16 protein-coding genes are annotated in these 15,747 nt (G+C 64.8%); 11 read left to right on the forward strand and 5 right to left on the reverse strand.

Going from position 1 to position 15,747, the window contains the following annotated elements; all coding sequences use genetic code 11:
• Positions 1 to 23: 23 nt before the first annotated feature.
• The 4 genes from B4F51_RS17220 to mpl form a co-directional block, all read right to left on the reverse strand.
• The gene (locus B4F51_RS17220; RefSeq protein WP_296227526.1) at positions 24 to 2,120 is read right to left on the reverse strand and encodes a ribonuclease catalytic domain-containing protein; all 2,097 of its coding nucleotides are present in this window, start codon (positions 2,118 to 2,120) and stop codon (positions 24 to 26) included.
• A gap of 144 nt (positions 2,121 to 2,264) precedes the next feature.
• Positions 2,265 to 2,843 (reverse strand): chorismate--pyruvate lyase family protein, encoded by a 579-nt coding sequence (locus tag B4F51_RS17225; protein WP_296227528.1) that lies wholly within the window; start codon positions 2,841 to 2,843, stop codon positions 2,265 to 2,267.
• The gene (locus tag B4F51_RS17230; RefSeq protein ID WP_296227530.1) at positions 2,840 to 3,475 is read right to left on the reverse strand and encodes a YqiA/YcfP family alpha/beta fold hydrolase; all 636 of its coding nucleotides are present in this window, start codon (positions 3,473 to 3,475) and stop codon (positions 2,840 to 2,842) included. Before B4F51_RS17230 ends, B4F51_RS17225 begins: the two co-directional genes overlap by 4 nt.
• A gap of 7 nt (positions 3,476 to 3,482) precedes the next feature.
• On the reverse strand, positions 3,483 to 4,880 hold the full coding sequence (gene mpl / locus B4F51_RS17235; protein WP_296227531.1) for a UDP-N-acetylmuramate:L-alanyl-gamma-D-glutamyl-meso-diaminopimelate ligase: 1,398 nt from the start codon (positions 4,878 to 4,880) through the stop codon (positions 3,483 to 3,485).
• A 79-nt stretch (positions 4,881 to 4,959) separates the two neighbouring features.
• On the opposite strand from mpl, the gene B4F51_RS17240 reads away from it, so the two are divergent.
• From B4F51_RS17240 to B4F51_RS17285, 10 genes are all read left to right on the forward strand, one after another.
• Entirely contained in the window at positions 4,960 to 5,637 is a 678-nt protein-coding gene (locus B4F51_RS17240) for a UDP-N-acetylmuramate--alanine ligase (protein WP_296227533.1), read from the forward strand.
• A 62-nt stretch (positions 5,638 to 5,699) separates the two neighbouring features.
• Complete coding sequence (locus B4F51_RS17245; protein ID WP_296227535.1) at positions 5,700 to 6,224, forward strand: TlpA family protein disulfide reductase; 525 nt, start codon at positions 5,700 to 5,702, stop codon at positions 6,222 to 6,224.
• Positions 6,225 to 6,406: 182 nt separating this feature from the next.
• Positions 6,407 to 6,874 carry a type II 3-dehydroquinate dehydratase gene (gene aroQ, locus B4F51_RS17250; RefSeq protein ID WP_296227537.1) on the forward strand — a complete coding sequence of 156 codons (468 nt, stop codon included), beginning with the start codon at positions 6,407 to 6,409 and terminating at the stop codon, positions 6,872 to 6,874.
• Between the two features lie 148 nt (positions 6,875 to 7,022).
• The gene (gene accB, locus B4F51_RS17255; protein ID WP_296227539.1) at positions 7,023 to 7,490 is read left to right on the forward strand and encodes an acetyl-CoA carboxylase biotin carboxyl carrier protein; all 468 of its coding nucleotides are present in this window, start codon (positions 7,023 to 7,025) and stop codon (positions 7,488 to 7,490) included.
• Between the two features lie 145 nt (positions 7,491 to 7,635).
• Positions 7,636 to 9,003: an acetyl-CoA carboxylase biotin carboxylase subunit gene (gene accC / locus B4F51_RS17260; RefSeq protein WP_296227541.1), complete on the forward strand. Its 1,368-nt coding sequence runs from the start codon at positions 7,636 to 7,638 to the stop codon at positions 9,001 to 9,003.
• Positions 9,000 to 9,896: a 50S ribosomal protein L11 methyltransferase gene (gene prmA / locus B4F51_RS17265; RefSeq protein ID WP_296227542.1), complete on the forward strand. Its 897-nt coding sequence runs from the start codon at positions 9,000 to 9,002 to the stop codon at positions 9,894 to 9,896. Before accC ends, prmA begins: the two co-directional genes overlap by 4 nt.
• 85 nt (positions 9,897 to 9,981) lie before the next feature.
• Positions 9,982 to 11,490: a DUF3426 domain-containing protein gene (locus tag B4F51_RS17270; protein ID WP_296227543.1), complete on the forward strand. Its 1,509-nt coding sequence runs from the start codon at positions 9,982 to 9,984 to the stop codon at positions 11,488 to 11,490.
• Between the two features lie 36 nt (positions 11,491 to 11,526).
• Complete coding sequence (gene tpx / locus B4F51_RS17275) at positions 11,527 to 12,027, forward strand: thiol peroxidase (RefSeq protein WP_296227544.1); 501 nt, start codon at positions 11,527 to 11,529, stop codon at positions 12,025 to 12,027.
• Positions 12,028 to 12,120: 93 nt separating this feature from the next.
• Entirely contained in the window at positions 12,121 to 13,056 is a 936-nt protein-coding gene (locus tag B4F51_RS17280) for a carbohydrate kinase family protein (RefSeq protein ID WP_296227545.1), read from the forward strand.
• A 9-nt stretch (positions 13,057 to 13,065) separates the two neighbouring features.
• Positions 13,066 to 13,533 (forward strand): hypothetical protein, encoded by a 468-nt coding sequence (locus B4F51_RS17285; RefSeq protein WP_296227546.1) that lies wholly within the window; start codon positions 13,066 to 13,068, stop codon positions 13,531 to 13,533.
• Positions 13,534 to 13,788: 255 nt separating this feature from the next.
• Here the strand turns inward: B4F51_RS17285 and B4F51_RS17290 are convergent, their stop codons facing one another.
• Entirely contained in the window at positions 13,789 to 14,367 is a 579-nt protein-coding gene (locus B4F51_RS17290) for a histone H1-like DNA-binding protein (protein WP_296227547.1), read from the reverse strand.
• 871 nt (positions 14,368 to 15,238) lie between these two features.
• Here B4F51_RS17290 and B4F51_RS17295 point away from each other — a divergent pair.
• Positions 15,239 to 15,676 carry a hypothetical protein gene (locus B4F51_RS17295; protein ID WP_296227548.1) on the forward strand — a complete coding sequence of 146 codons (438 nt, stop codon included), beginning with the start codon at positions 15,239 to 15,241 and terminating at the stop codon, positions 15,674 to 15,676.
• Positions 15,677 to 15,747: the final 71 nt, after the last annotated feature.

Below are 15,747 nucleotides of genomic sequence, written 5' to 3' on the forward strand. Positions count from 1 at the left end.
AGGTGATCAGACTGCGATTGTAGTTAGGCGGCGGCAGGCGATCCACCGCTCTCGGCATCCTGCGGCGGCGGCACCACAGCCGCGTCGGCCTCTGCGCGGGCCTCTTCGCCATCGGCGGCCGGCTGCGGCTCGGCCGGAGCATCGGCTGCGGCCTCCGCTTCCGCCAATTCCTCTTCGATCGCCTCGGCTTCAGCCTCCGCACCGGCGGCGGGCGCGAGGATTTCCACCACGCGGCACGACACTTCCAGGCTGATCTCGTCGGTGTCGAGAATGTCGAGCACCACATGCGTGCCACGCGCCGTCTGCGCCAGCTCCGGCACCTTGGTCACCAGCGGAATCTCGGCAAAGCGCACGGCGCCGTCCTTGAGCACCACGGCCTGCATGCGCGTGCGGTTTTCCTGCTTGAGCCAGCGCAGACACCAGTAACGCTCCATGGTCGACTGGTGGTCGGCGTAGGCAGCGTACGTGCCCTCGAAATCGGCCACGGCGGCCAGCAAGTCGGCATCCTTCGGCTTGAACGGTGCCACCAGCTTGGCCGTCACGCCGTGCTGCGCCACCGCCGCGATCTGCCACTGGTTGACCAGATCGACATAGCGGCGCAGCGGCGACGTGCTCCACGCGTACTGCGCGACGCCCAGCCCCTCGTGCGGCGCCGGATACGTCTGCATGCGCGTGCGGTGCATGCCCCACGCCTTCTGCGTGCGGTAGATGCCGGGCACACCGGCATCGGACAGCATGCGACCCCACGTGCTGTTGGCCAGGATCATCATCTCGGCGACGATCTTGTCCAGCGGTGAACCGCGCTTGCGCTGCTCGATCCGCACGCGTTCACCACCGCCTTCGGCCTCGGGAACTGAGTCCAGATAGAAGGAGTAATCGCCCTTTTGTGCGCCTTCCGGCCTCAGCCCGCTGGCAATGCGTGCCTGCTGGCGAGCGTCGTACAACGCGCACGCAAACGGCCACAGCACGGTCAGTTCGGCCTTGAAAGGATATTCGCCCGAGCCATCGGCCAGCGCCTCGGCGGTGATCACGTCGTCGAGCAGGTTGTGGCGCAGGTTGGCGGCCACCGTCACGGATTCGCAGCGCGTCTCGCTGGCGGTCACCGTCCACGTCGCGCGGTCGACCGTTGCATACAACGACAGCGCCGGGCACGCGCGCCCTTCCTGCAGCGTGTAGCGATCCACCACCGACTCCGGCAGCATCGTGATCTTGTCGCCGGGAAAGTACACCGTCGACAGCCGCTGGCGCGCAATCGCGTCCAGCGCATCGCCGCGCTGAATGCCGAAACCCGGCGCCGCGATGTGAATGCCGATGCGCACGGTGACATCGTCGATGGGCGTGACGGAGATGGCGTCGTCGATTTCCGTGGTCGTCACGTCGTCGATGGAGAACGCGCGCACCTCGGCTGCGGGCAACTCAAGTGCCGGTTCCGGCACGGCCACCTCAGGGAAGCCGATGCCTTTCGGAAAGCACTCCGACAAGAAGCGCGCCTCGTGCAGCGCGCGCGCATTGGCGATACCGCCCACGGCCACCATCAGCCGCATCGGCGAAAGTCCCAGCGCCGTGCACGCGGCATCCAGCGCCTTGTATTCGAGGCTGTTTTTGTCGGGCTTGAACAGCAGTTGCAGCGTCTTGCCGCGGAAGGCCTCGGGCAGACGCATCGCCTTCAACTCAGCTTCGTACTCGGCCTGCAGGGCAGCCTGCTGCTTCTTGCGCTCTAGGCCGGCCAGCGCCGCCTTGAGTTGATCTTCGGGTGCGCGCTGGTAGCGGCCGCGGCCCTTGCGTCGGAAATAGATGGGCGAGCCGTGCAGCGCGATCGCCAGCGCGGCCTGCTGCGTGGCATCCGCCCCCGCGCCGAAGTACTCGCCCGCCAGATCGGTAAAGCCGAATTCATCGGCTGGCGCGCATTCCCACAGGAAATCCAGATCGATGTCCGCCGACAGCGTGTGCGCGGCCTGCGACAGCTCGCCGGCCGACGGCTGGGCGAACTGCAACAACACGTCGCGCGACTTGACCTTGGTGCGCTTGGCGCTCGGCAACTCGACCTGGTATGCCTCGCCCTGCTGGGACAAGACGGTGCCCGCGCGGATCTCGCCGCCTTCTTCGAACAGCAACTGCATGGATATGTCTGGATTGCGGCGCGAACGCCGCTTTGGATGAGGAGGATTGGCCACACGTCCGAGCGTCAAAAGCCCGACGTGCAGCGAACAAAAGTTGGGGGCGATGATACCGCACTGGCCAGCCGCCCGGCCCGCGAAACACGCTTACTGTGGCGCGTTGAAGTCGGCCAGTGCCGGCAGGAAAACCTCAGTCACCAGCATCGCGCTCGCCCCACGCCGGAACACCGAACGCCGGGCCGGCAGCCGCTCCGTTCCGGTGACGGGCACATCGCCCAGCGCGTCATGCGCCCGGCGCACCAGCGGGTGACGACCGTTCAGCAGCGCGAACTCGAAACCGCCCCGCTCAACACGCGGGTCGGAAAACAGTGAATGACCCAGCGGTTGCGCCCCCAGCGCCTTCAGGAACGGCCAGTCCAATGCCACGCTGCGTGGGTGCACAACAGTGTGTGCGTAGACCACCGGAATCTCGTCGCAGATCAGCAGGACTTCGCGGACCAGCGTTTCAGCAGGGCTGGTCATGCCAACGCAACGCCACTCGTCGCGCAGCGGCATCGCGCGCTGCTGGCCGAGCAACTGCACGCGGAAGGCGGATGATGCGGCACGCAGCCGCGCCGTCAGCGAGTCGGTGCCAACGGCCCACCGCGCCCAATGCCGATCGTAGACGACGGCCGGCGGCAACGCGCTGCGCCATAGGCTGCGCGGGTACGACGGAAATCCGGTCATGCGCCGGCGGCCTCGCCGTCAAATGGGTGCGCAGCCAGCAGATCGGAAGAAACGCCGCAGAAGACGAGCACTTCGTCCATGTACTGCGCGAAATCGCTGATGCCGTGATCGCCGCCGTCAATAACGCGGGTGGCGGCTCCGGGGAAGTGGGCGAGCATTTCGCGATAGTCGAGTACTTCGTCGCCGGTGGCGGCCAGAAGGTAGTAACGCTCGGGCTGGGTGATGGCACGCACCGCCAGTGCACGCAACTCATCCAGGTGGTGCGGTTCGACGCGGATCGTGCCACCGCCATGCCACAACGGTTGTTCACCGACGTACTTGGCGAGATCCCGCTCCGGACGCGTGGCCGGATTGAGCATCGCGGCGCGCAAGCCATGCTGCTCAGCCAACCAAGTGGCGTAATAACCCCCCAACGACGACCCGATCAGCACGGGCTGGGCGCCATCACGCGTACTCAAGTCAGCGATCAGCGCCTCGACTTCGGCCATCGCCTCACGCGGTGAAACCGGCAGCGTCGGGCAGACATAGTGGTCAGCTAGGCCAACGGAAGCCATCCGCTTGCCTAGCAGTTGCGCCTTGAACGAGCGCGGCGACGAGCGGAATCCGTGCAGATAGACGATGGAAGCCGGCATATGCGGATCAGTTGGCGGCCCGAATACGCACACTCGCGCGCTCGGCCAGCGCGTCCAGCAGTTTCTGGTGCACGCCGCCGAAGCCGCCATTGCTCATGACCAGCACATGATCGCCCGGACGAGCGGCGGCGATCACAGCCTCGACCAACGCGGTCAGGTCGGAAAACGCCGTCGCGCGCTCGCCCAGCGGGGCCAGTGCGCCGGCCAGGTCCCAGCCGATGGCATCACGGCCGTTGGCGGCGCCATAGGCGAACACCTGATCGGCGCCTTCCAGGCTGCCAGGCAGTTGCTGCTTCATCACACCGAGCTTCATGGTGTTCGAGCGCGGCTCCAGCACCGCCAGGATGCGTGCTTTGCCGACGCGGCGGCGCAGACCTTCAATGGTCGTGCGGATGGCCGTCGGGTGATGCGCAAAGTCGTCGTACACGGTCACGCCATCGACGGTGCCACGCACTTCCATGCGGCGTTTCACATTTTCGAAACGGGCCAAGCTTTCAATGGCCTGGACGGGCGGCACACCTACGTGACGTGCGGCAGCAATAGCGGCCAGCGCGTTCATGCGGTTGTGATCACCCTGCAGCGCCCAGCGTACCCGGCCCTGCGTCTGGCCGTTGAAGACAACATCGAAGCTATCGTCGTCACCCAGATTGGCGATATTCCAACCGTCGCCGGCTTCTACGCCGAAATACTCGACTTCCGACCAGCATCCACGCTCAAGTACGCGCTTCAAGCTGTCTTCGCGACCATTGACGAGCAGGCGCCCCTGACCCGGCACGGTGCGCACGAGATGATGGAATTGCGTTTCGATCGCAGCAAGATCGGGAAAGATGTCTGCGTGATCGAATTCCAGGTTATTCAAAATGGCCGTGCGAGGGCGGTAATGGACAAACTTGCTACGCTTGTCGAAAAAGGCCGTGTCGTATTCATCGGCCTCGATGACGAAGAAGTCCGATTCCGTCAGTCGCGCCGACAGCCCGAAGTTGCGCGGCACACCGCCCACCAGGAAGCCCGGGTTGTAACCGGCGTCCTGCAGGATCCAGGCGAGCATGGACGTGGTGGTCGTCTTGCCGTGCGTGCCCGCCACAGCGAGCACCCACTTCTGCCGCAGCACGTTGTCGCCCAGCCACTGCGGGCCGGAAACGTAGGGCAGGTTGCGGTCCAGGATGGCTTCCATCAACGGGTTGCCGCGCGAGATCACGTTGCCGATCACGTAGAGATCGGCGCCGATCGACAGTTGTTCGGGGTCGAAACCCTCGATCAGCTCGATGCCCTGGGCTTCGAGCTGGGTGCTCATCGGCGGGTAGACGTTGGCGTCGCAGCCGGTGACACGGTGACCGGCCTGGCGGGCGATCAGGGCAATGCCGCCCATGAAGGTGCCGCAGATTCCAAGGATGTGGATATGCATGGGAGCCATCTCAACTACGTTGCGCGGCATTGTACCGGGGCCCGCCGGTCCCCTGGCTTGCTTCAGTAAAATAGAAATCATGTCATCCAAACGCCCCACCCTCGATCCCGCCCGCGTGCGGGAGGAAATCGCCGCCGTTGCCGCCCGCATGATCGCGGAGGACGGTGCTGACTACGCTACCGCCAAGCGCAAGGCCGCGCGCCAGGTGCTCGGCACAGAGTCGCGCGCCGCTGGCGAGTGGCTGCCGGATAACGATCAGGTCGAGACTGAAGTCCGCGAATACCAGGCGCTGTTCCAGGCCGACTCCCAGCCGCGCGTGCTCGCCCTGCTGCGTCGCATCGCGCTGGTGCTGATGGAAGGGCTGGAGGTCTACCGCCCCTACCTGGCGGGTGCGGTTTTCAACGGCACCGCCAGCGAACATTCCGACATCCACCTGCAGGTCTTCTGTGACAGCCCGAAGGACGTGGCGATCTTCCTGCTCAACGCCGGCGTGGATTTCGACACAACCGAGAGCGCTCACTTCGCCGGTCGCGACGAGGTGGAAACGCTCAGCTTCCTATGGCGCGGCCAATGGCCGGCCGGCCCGGAAGCCCGCGAACTGGCTCGCGAATTGCGCGCAGAGACGGGCACACCGGTCGGCGTTCATATCGCCCTGTACGACCTGAACGATGTGCGTGGCGCCCGACGTGCCGATGCCGCCGGCAAGACCCAGCGCGGAGATGCCGTGGCCGTGCGCGCCCTCCTGTCGCAAGGGTGATCGGCGCAGAGGAGTACAATCCGGCACGCTTCACCTCTGTATACATATAGAGCGCCTCGACCATGTCCCGCCGCACTACCCTGATCGCCCTGCTGTTCGCCGGCATTGCCGCCGCCGCGCTGGGCGTCTACATCGGACACCGGGCCACCGAGCCCAGCGCGCCGGCCGACAGTGCTGTCGCCGCCTTCTTCGGCAGCAAGCTGCCGGATGCCAATGGCGCACCGATCGACTTGAACGCCTTCCGCGGCCAGCCGGTGGTGATCAATTTCTGGGCGCCGTGGTGCGGTCCTTGCGTGGAAGAGATGCCGGAACTGTCGGCGCTGGCGCAGGAGCAGAAGGCCAAGGCAAAGTTCGTGGGCATCGGCATCGATACAGCGGCCAACATCCAGACATTCTTGAGTAAGATTCCCGTCACCTATCCGGTTGCGGTAGCCGGTTTTGGTGGCACCGAATTGGGGCGGCAGTTCGGCAATGAAGCAGGCGGCCTTCCGTTTACTGTGATTCTTGATGCACAAGGAAAGATCAGTTTCCGGAAGATGGGCCGGGTCCACGCGGACGAGTTGCGTCGGGCGCTGCAGCGCACGTAAATATATAAAAACGTCATATGGCGTTCATGTGCGCGCAACTACCCTTCTTTTTATGCAAAGCTGGTTGCGCGGACGCCAAGATCGGTGAAAACACCAGTTTCTTGATATCTTTTCAGCAAAAACTAGACAAAGCATTCTAAATTACTGTAAATTGCGCTCAACTTCGCTCAACCGGTCAAATCGTGGCTGACAAACCGATCGCCAAAGCACTTCGCAACGTGCTGGTCCTGCACGGTCCGAACCTCAATCTACTGGGGACGCGCGAACCGGAAGTCTATGGTGCAACCACGCTGGCCGACATCAACGCCGCCTTAGCCAAACGGGCCCAGGCGCGCGGCGTGACGCTGGCACACTTCCAGTCGAACCACGAAGGCGCGCTGGTCGATCGCATCCACGCTGCCAAGGGCGAAGGCATCGAATTCATCATCATCAATCCGGCAGCCTATACGCACACGAGCGTGGCTCTGCGCGATGCGCTTGCTGGGGTCGTGATCCCGTACATCGAAGTCCATCTGTCCAACGTGCACCGCCGCGAGCCGTTCCGCCACCACTCGTATCTGGCGGACCAAGCCGTGGGCGTCATCTGCGGGCTGGGCTGGCGCGGCTACCTCGCCGCGCTGGACTACGCAATCGATCAACACGGCGGCTGATCAGCCGTCTTCTTTCTCTTTCATTTCAACCACTTAACCAACGCAACGACGCCAGCGCCTGGAGCGCCTTACCCCGATGCGCGGCCGAAGAGCCAATCGCGCGCGCATCCACTGCCCCAGACCGCCGACGCTGCAGGAGAGAACGTTCATGGATTTGCGCAAGCTGAAAACGCTGATCGACCTGGTGGCCGAATCGGGCATTTCGGAACTCGAAGTGACCGAAGGCGAGGGCAAAGTCCGCATCGTCAAGTCGGCGCCGCAAGTGGTGGCCGCACCGATGCAGTACGCGCCGATGCCGATGATGCCCGCCGCAGCACCGGCCGTCACGGCCACCGCCACGCCCGCCGTCGGTGCTGAGGCCGCTGCGCCGGCCCTGCCGGCTGGCCACATCGTCACCTCGCCGATGGTCGGCACGTTCTACCGCTCGCCGTCGCCGGGCGCTGCCGCGTTTGTCAACGTGGGCGACACGGTCAAGGAAGGCCAGACGCTGTGCATCATCGAAGCGATGAAGCTGCTCAACGAGATCGAAGCGGACAAGGCCGGCGTTATCAAGGAAATCCTGATCGAGAACGGCCAGGCCGTGGAATACGGCCAACCGCTGTTCGTCATCGGCTGATCTCCCGGCATCCGCATCTCATCATCGTGCGGCGGGCCGTATTCCACGACCTCGCCGCATCCGAGCGCGAGCCAGCGCGCGGGCCCCAATAAGAACGCGGCCCGGCCATGGCGCCCTCGCCTCCCCTTTTTGTAGCGAGAACACGATGTTCGACAAGATCCTGATCGCGAATCGCGGCGAGATCGCACTTCGCATCCAGCGCGCCTGCCGCGAGCTCGGTATCAAGACCGTGGTGGTCTATTCCGAAGCGGACAAGGAAGCCAAATACGTCAAGCTGGCCGACGAAGCCGTGTGTATCGGCCCGGCACCGTCGCCGCTGTCGTACCTGAACATGCCGGCCATCATCTCGGCCGCCGAGGTGACCGACGCCCAGGCCATCCACCCCGGCTACGGCTTCCTCTCGGAAAACGCCGACTTTGCCGAGCGCGTGGAGCAATCCGGCTTCACCTTCATCGGCCCGACGCCTGACAGCATCCGCCTGATGGGCGACAAGGTGTCGGCCAAGCAGGCCATGATCAAGTCCGGCGTGCCGTGCGTGCCGGGCTCGGACGGCGCTCTGCCGGAAGACCCGAAGGAAATCCTGGCGACGGCCCGCAAGGTCGGCTATCCGGTCATCATCAAGGCCGCCGGCGGCGGCGGCGGCCGCGGCATGCGCGTGGTGCACACCGAGGCTGCGCTGATCAATGCCGTCAACATGACGCGCGAAGAAGCCGGCCGCGCCTTCGGCAACCCGGAAGTCTATATGGAGAAGTTCCTGGAGCATCCACGTCACGTGGAAATCCAGATCCTGGCCGACCAGCACCGCAACGCCGTCTGGCTGGGCGAGCGTGATTGCTCGATGCAGCGCCGCCACCAGAAGGTGATCGAGGAAGCGCCGGCACCGCATATCCCGCGCCGCCTGATCGAGCGCATCGGCGATCGCTGTGCCGAGGCCTGCAAGAAGATCGGCTACCGCGGCGCCGGCACGTTCGAGTTCCTGTACGAGAACGGCGAGTTCTACTTCATCGAGATGAACACGCGCGTGCAGGTTGAACACCCAGTCACGGAAATGATCACCGGCGTCGACATCGTGCAGGAGCAGATCCGCGTGGCGGCCGGCGAGAAGCTGCGCTTCCGCCAGAAGGACATAGTGCTCAAGGGCCACGCCATCGAGTGCCGCATCAATGCGGAAGATCCGTTCAAGTTCACGCCGTCGCCGGGCCGCATCACGTCGTGGCACGTGCCGGGAGGCCCGGGCGTCCGCGTGGACTCGCATGCCTACAACGGTTACTTCGTGCCGCCCAACTACGACTCGATGATCGGCAAGGTCATCACGTACGGCGCCACGCGCGAGCAGGCCATCGCCCGCATGCGTATCGCCCTGTCGGAAATGGTGGTGGAAGGCATCCAGACCAACGTGCCGCTGCACCGCGAACTGATGCTCGACGCCAACTTCGTTGAAGGCGGCACCGACATCCACTACCTGGAGCACCGCCTGGCGCAACAGGAAGTGGCCAAGGGTGGCGGCAAGTGACGTACCGAGAATGCGTGCTCGAAGTGGCCCGTGACGACGCCGAGGCGTTGTCCGAGGCGCTGTTCGACCTGGGTGCCCTGTCGGTGTCGGTGGAAGACGCCGATGCCGACACGCCCGATGAAGAACCGCTCTTCGGCGAGCCCGGCCACGAGCCCACGCGCCTGGCGTGGAACCGCTCGCGTGTGGTCGCGCTGCTGGCCGACGACGCCGATCCAGCCCTGCTGGTGGCGGCAGCCGCCAACGCCATCGGCCTGTCGCCCGTGCCCGCGTACACCGTGCGCGACGTCGAGGAGCAGGACTGGGTGCGCATGACGCAAGCGCAGTTCGAGCCAATTCACATCGGCGAGCACATCTGGGTCGTGCCCTCGTGGCACGATGCGCCGGAACCCGACGCGGTGGTGCTGGAGCTGGACCCGGGTCTGGCCTTCGGCACCGGCAGCCACCCGACCACGCGCCTGTGCATGGAATGGCTGGAGCAGCACGTGCAGCCCGGCGAGCGCACGCTCGACTACGGCTGCGGCTCGGGCATCCTGGCCATCGTCGCCAAGAAGCTCGGCGCGGGCGAGACGGTTGGTGTGGACATCGACCCGAACGCCGTGGACGCCTCGCGCTACAACGCCGAGCGCAATCACGTCGAGGCCACGTTCGCCCTGCCCGACGATGCGCCCGAAGGCACCTTCGACCTGGTCGTCGCCAACATCTTGTCGAACCCGCTCAAGCTGATGGCGGCCATGCTGTGCGCACGCGTGCGTCCGGGCGGCCGACTGATCCTCTCGGGCGTCCTGGAGCGCCAGGCCGAGGAAGTTGCCGCGGCGTACGCCTCTGCCATTCCGCTCACGGTGTGGCGCGCGCGTGACGGCTGGGTCTGCCTGCATGGCGTGAAACCCGCCTGATTGGTCGCCGGCGTCGCAACAAAGGTCGACGCTGGCGCCACTGTCTGCAATACTCGCGCGGTCGGCTTTTTTCTCCTCGTTCTGCATGGCATCCGCGCCACGTCTCGCCGCCCGCTGTCCCAACTGTCATACCGCGTTCCGCGTCGTCGCTGATCAGCTTCGGCTGCGTGGCGGCCTCGTCCGTTGCGGACGCTGCAACCATGTCTTCGATGGGCGTGCGCACCTGATCGAGCTGAGCGCCGCGCCCGCGCCGGAAGCGGCTCAGCCGATCAATGCAACCCCAACGGCTGCTCCGCATGTGTCCGATCCGCACGAGGCGGCCGTCGGCATAACGCCGCCCACGTCCGTCGCCTCGCCCGAACCCAAGACCGAAGCACCCGCCCAGCCCCCCGCCGCCGAAGACGATCACGGCTTTGGCATGACGTTGATCTGGGAAGAAGACATCGCCGAGGAAGGCGTGGCCGAGGTGCACCTAGGTGAAGTCGAGGGCGCGACACCCATACCCGACGCACAGCCGACTGCCCCCGATACGCGCCCGCTGCCTGACGAATCGTCGGCTCCATCCGTTGAGCCCGTGCCACCTGCGGCAGGCGAGACTCCCGCAGCCAAGCCCGTCGCGGACGTACCCACCGCCGCGCCCGCCGTTGAGGAAGCACCTGCGCCCGCAGCATCGGCTGATCCGTTCCGCGGCCTGCCGCCGATCCGCGAGCTTGAAGACGACGAAGACACTTTCGCAGCCGCCGTGCCCAAGCAGCCGTCGGCGGACTTGCCGGTCGAGCCGTTGATCGCGCCCGCGGCCGTCCCAGTGGCAGCAAAGTTGGAAGCGCCCGCGCCAGCACCGGCCCCATCGCCGCAACCTGTCGCCGATAAACACGATTCGGTCTGGATGCGCCATGAGACTGATGCGCACACGCTCTTCGCGCCCGTACCGCGGCGTCATGGCAACCAGGCACGACACGCGCACGATGAACACGCCGGCCCGACGCCGCAGCGCACGCTGACCGGCGCGCCGCGTCCGCGCAAGGCGCGCGGGCCAAACCACGGCGTCTCGGCTGCCACGCTGGATTTCCTGCGTGCCGCGCAGGCCCGCGAACAGGTGCGCAAGTCCAGCGGCCGCCGTGCCATGGCACGCATCGCGATCGGCTTCCTGGCCGTGGTGGCGGTGGCGCAGGTAGTCTTCCTCGGCCGCGCCGAAATCGCGCGCCGCGTGCCGTCCACGCGGCCGTTGTGGGAAGCGCTGTGCCAGCCGCTGCATTGCAAGATCGCCCCGCCGCGCGACCTCGATGCGCTGCAGATCGAATCGTCGCAACTGCAGCGCCAGGAGGGCGATGCATCCGACCAGTACGTGTTGACCGCTACGCTGCACAACCGCACCGCCGGCCCCGTTGCCCTACCCGCCATCGAACTGGTGACGACCGATCTGCAGGACCAGCTTCTCTCGCGCCGCGCGCTGCTGCCCACCGATTACCTGAACCCCGCGGACCGCGCATTCGGTGTATCAGGCCTGCCCGCCCGCGCCGAACTGCCGATTCGGGTACGATTCCAGTCCCAGCGCCCGACGGCCAACTACCGGGTCCTGATTTTCTACCCCTGATTCACCCCAACACGCATCAATGGAAGGAGTAACACCATGGCAAACGTGACCCTTGGCGGCAACCCGATCGAAGTCGGCGGCCAATTCCCGACCACCGGCGCGAAGGCCCCGGCATTCACGCTGGTCGGCAAGGACCTGAAGGACGTGTCGCTGGCTGACTTTGCCGGCAAGCGCAAAGTCCTGAACATCGTGCCGAGCCTGGACACGCCGGTGTGCGCCACCTCCACGCGCAAGTTCAACGAAGCCGCGTCCAAGCTGGACAACACGGTGGTGTTCTCGATCTCCGCCGACCTGCCATTCGCCGCCGGCCGCTTCTGCGCCACCGAAGGCATCGAGAACGTCGTGCCGCTGTCAACCTTCCGTGACAGCGGCTTCAAGCAAGCCTACGGCGTCGACATCAAGACCGGCCCGCTGGCCGGCGTGACCGCCCGTGCAGTGGTGGTACTCGACGGCAACGACAACGTCCTGTATTCGCAGCTCGTGCCCGAGATCAAGGAAGAGCCGAACTACGACGCGGCCCTGGCTGCGCTGAAGTAAGCTGCAAACCGTTGCGGGACCGGCCTCCGGTCTCTCATTCATCACACGGCCGTCCATTGGGGCGGCCGCGTTCACATCTGGAGCCCTTTCGATATGGCCAGCGTGATCTGCGGCTCGGTTGCCTACGACACCATCATGACGTTCGACGGACACTTCCGCGAACACATCCTGCCCGACAAGATTCACATTCTGAACGTCTCCTTTCTGGTGCCGAGCATGCGCCGGGAATTCGGCGGCTGCGCGGGCAACATCGCCTACACGCTCAAGCTGCTCGGCGGCGAGCCCATCGTCATGGCGACCGTCGGCCAGGATGCCGCGCCGTACCTCGACTACCTGAAGAAGCTCGAAATCTCGACCGCGCACATCAAGGAAATTCCGGGGACGTTTACCGCCCAGGCGATGATCACGACCGACCGCGACAACAACCAGATCACCGCCTTCCACCCGGGCGCGATGAGCCAGTCGAGCGTCAATTCGGTCAAGGATGCATTGCCGGCACGGCTCGGCCTGGTAGGCCCGGACAGCCGCGAGGGCATGCTGCACCACGCCACACAGTTTGCCGAAGCCGGCGTGCCGTTCATCTTCGACCTGGGCCAGGCGATGCCCCTCTTTGACGGCGCCGACCTGCGCCACTTCGTTGAACTCGCCAGCTACGTAGTGGTCAATGACTACGAAGCGCAGGTCATGCTCACCCGCACGGGTTACAGTGCGACGGAACTTGCGCAGCGCGTCGAAGCCTTCATCGTCACGCGCGGGGAAGAAGGGGCGGAGATTCACGCTGGCGGCAAGCAGTACACTGTTCCCGTTGTGCCCGCCGAACGCGTGGTCGACCCGACCGGTTGCGGCGACGCCTTCCGCGGCGGCCTGCTCTACGGCATCGAAAACGGTCTGGATTGGGAAACCACCGGCCGGCTCGCCAGCCTGATGGGCTCGCTCAAGATCGCTGTCCAAGGCCCGCAGAATCACGGCCTGCCCGCCGACGAGATTGCCCGGCGCTTTGAATCCGCTTTCGGGTACCGGTATCAATAAGGAATGAATATGCAACCCATCTATCGCATCGGTGCCGCGACCTTGCTGGTCGCCGCCCTTGGCTTGCAAGGCTGCGCCATGGGCACAAACTCCAACAGCGCCTACAGTTCAGGCCAGGCCCAGCGCGAGCAGACTGTGCGCTTTGGCACGGTGGATTCGGTCCGCAACGTCGTGATCGACCGTGAGCAGACCGGCGTGGGCACCATCGCCGGCGGCGCCATCGGCGGCATCGGCTCGGCAGCGGCCATCGGGCGCGGCAACGGCTCGGTGGCAGCCGGCGTGCTGGGCGCCATCCTGGGCGGTGTCGCGGGCAGCGCTATCGAGGGTCAGGTGAACAAGCGGCCCGGCCTGGAGATCACCGTCAAGCTGGACAACGGCGAGTACCGCGCCATTACGCAAGACGCCGACGAAGCCTTCCGCCCCGGCGAGCGTGTGCGCCTGCTGTCGTCGGGCGGCGTGACCCGCGTGACGCACTGATCGTTCGTCGGCCCGTCGGACTAACTGAGCTGCGGGCCTGACGGAGCAAAGAAGCCGCATCGGCATCGCGCCGGTGCGGTTTTTTCTTGCCCGACCAAAACGAAAACGCACGGACAAGAAAAAGCCCGCCGGGGCGTGAGCCGATCGGCGGGCGGTGCAAGACACCGGGTCTTGCGGATCGGATACGCAGTATCCGATCAGGTGGGCGCGACACGCGCGCCGCTGTGGCCCCGTAGGAACCGTCGCAAGACTGACTTACGGACGGTTGCCGGTCGGGAACGGCCATGCCGCAGCCGGGTTCAGCGCGGTCTTGGCAGCCGGAGCAGCGGCAGGTGCAGCGGCCGGAGCAGCAGCAGGCTTGGCGACAGCCTTCTTCGCCGGAGCCTTCTTCGCAGCGGGCTTGGCAGCAGCCTTCTTGGCAGCCGGAGCCTTCTTGGCTGCAGCCTTCTTCGCCGGAGCAGCCTTCTTGGCAGCGGGGGCCTTCTTGGCTGCAACCTTCTTCACTGCAGCCTTCTTGGCAGCCGGAGCCTTCTTGGCTGCAACCTTCTTCACTGCGGCCTTCTTGGCCGGGGCCTTCTTGGCTGCGACCTTCTTCACTGCGGCCTTTTTGGCAGCCGGAGCCTTCTTGGCTGCAACCTTCTTCACTGCGGCCTTCTTAGCAGCCGGAGCCTTCTTGGCTGCAACCTTCTTAGCGGCAACCTTCTTGGCCGGAGCCTTCTTGGCGGCCGGAGCAGCCTTCTTCGCAGCAGCCTTCTTGGCGGCCGGAGCCTTCTTTGCAGCGGCCTTCTTGGCCGGGGCCTTGGCGGCCGGTTTCTTCTTAGCAGCAGTTGCCATGGGAAACTCCTTCGAGATTGGGTATCGAACTATCGAGATTGAGCAACCCGACCGGCCCGATCCCACGATGCACCTGCATCGCCAGACCAACCGAGCGAGCGATTCATCGGCGCGCCACCAGACAGCGGTCGCACGCTAATGAATTCGGTAGGAAGATCTGCGACTTGCGCGGCGGACACACGCAGCAAGTTGCACGCCCCGGTCGCGCGCACGAGCGCAACCGCAGTCGGCCGGACAGATTGCATCCGGCGAGTCTTCATCAATTGAGAGGACCGGGGCATCGTGGCCACACCGGTCGAAACCTGATCTTGCGCGAGTCGCTGTGCAGAGCGCAAAGCCGCTTGCAGCGTAGCTTTGCGGACAGCGGGAACCTGGAGAGCGCGCGTTTTCTTTTGGGGGTAATACGCCCATCCCGACGGGGGGATCGCAGAGACGGCACCGAGTTTGAACAACCCTGTCGGCGTGGCGTGCATCAAAGTGGTTACGCTCCTCGACTACCTTTCACTTGCCGCTTGGAAGTTCATCGTCGTTGATCGCGCGAAGCTTCCTTGCATCGAAGTCAACGTCTTGTCAAGGCGAATCATAATTCGTTTGCGCGGTGATGTTAAGAGATTTATGCAAAAAGCGCGGTGAGTTTTGGTGAAGGATTGCGCTGCGTCTGTGCGTCGTCGCGATTTGGATTGCGCATGCATGCATGTCGACATCGCAAACGCGCATTTTCTTGCGTCGTGACATCACGTCAACGCGTTGCTTTGCGCAGACACACACCTCCCGCAAACCCAATGTTCATGCCGGTTTACAACGACACGCGATGTTGTTCGCGTGTTGATCGCGAATGCACGATCGCTCAGCACGCGCACTTCGCGTCGTCGTGTGTATCGACGCGCGAGCTGCGCGATGCGTGTCGAAAAAAACGATGCGCGGATGCGACAACGTGCGCGAATTTTTCGCGCGCTCGCACGCAATCGACGCGTTGCATGTCGCGTGCATCGACGTGTTGAGCGTGTCTGACGACGTCGATAACGTGCCTCTCATGCGCGCCTCGCTCGCGCGCGATGCACGATGCGATTGCGATGGACAACATCGCCGACGACTTGCATGCACATGCCGCAAGTCATGTGCCGCGCATCGAACGCGCGATCGCCGAGACGACGATGCACGTCGAGGTGAATTGCATCGGCGCATCCGCATCGATGTCGATGCGAAACGACGCACGACCATCGACGCGCATGTCGACAAACTCGTCAGCGAACACATCAACGAGCACGGTGCACAGATGCGCCGTCGCAGCGACGCGCGCATGCGCTGACACAAGGCCGGCCGCGTGAAAACCCTGTTCAGCAACGGCTGAAAACCACACGCAATCGCGTTTGAAACGAG

It is taken from the genome of Ralstonia sp. UBA689, from assembly GCF_002298975.1.
Taxonomy (GTDB): domain Bacteria; phylum Pseudomonadota; class Gammaproteobacteria; order Burkholderiales; family Burkholderiaceae; genus Ralstonia.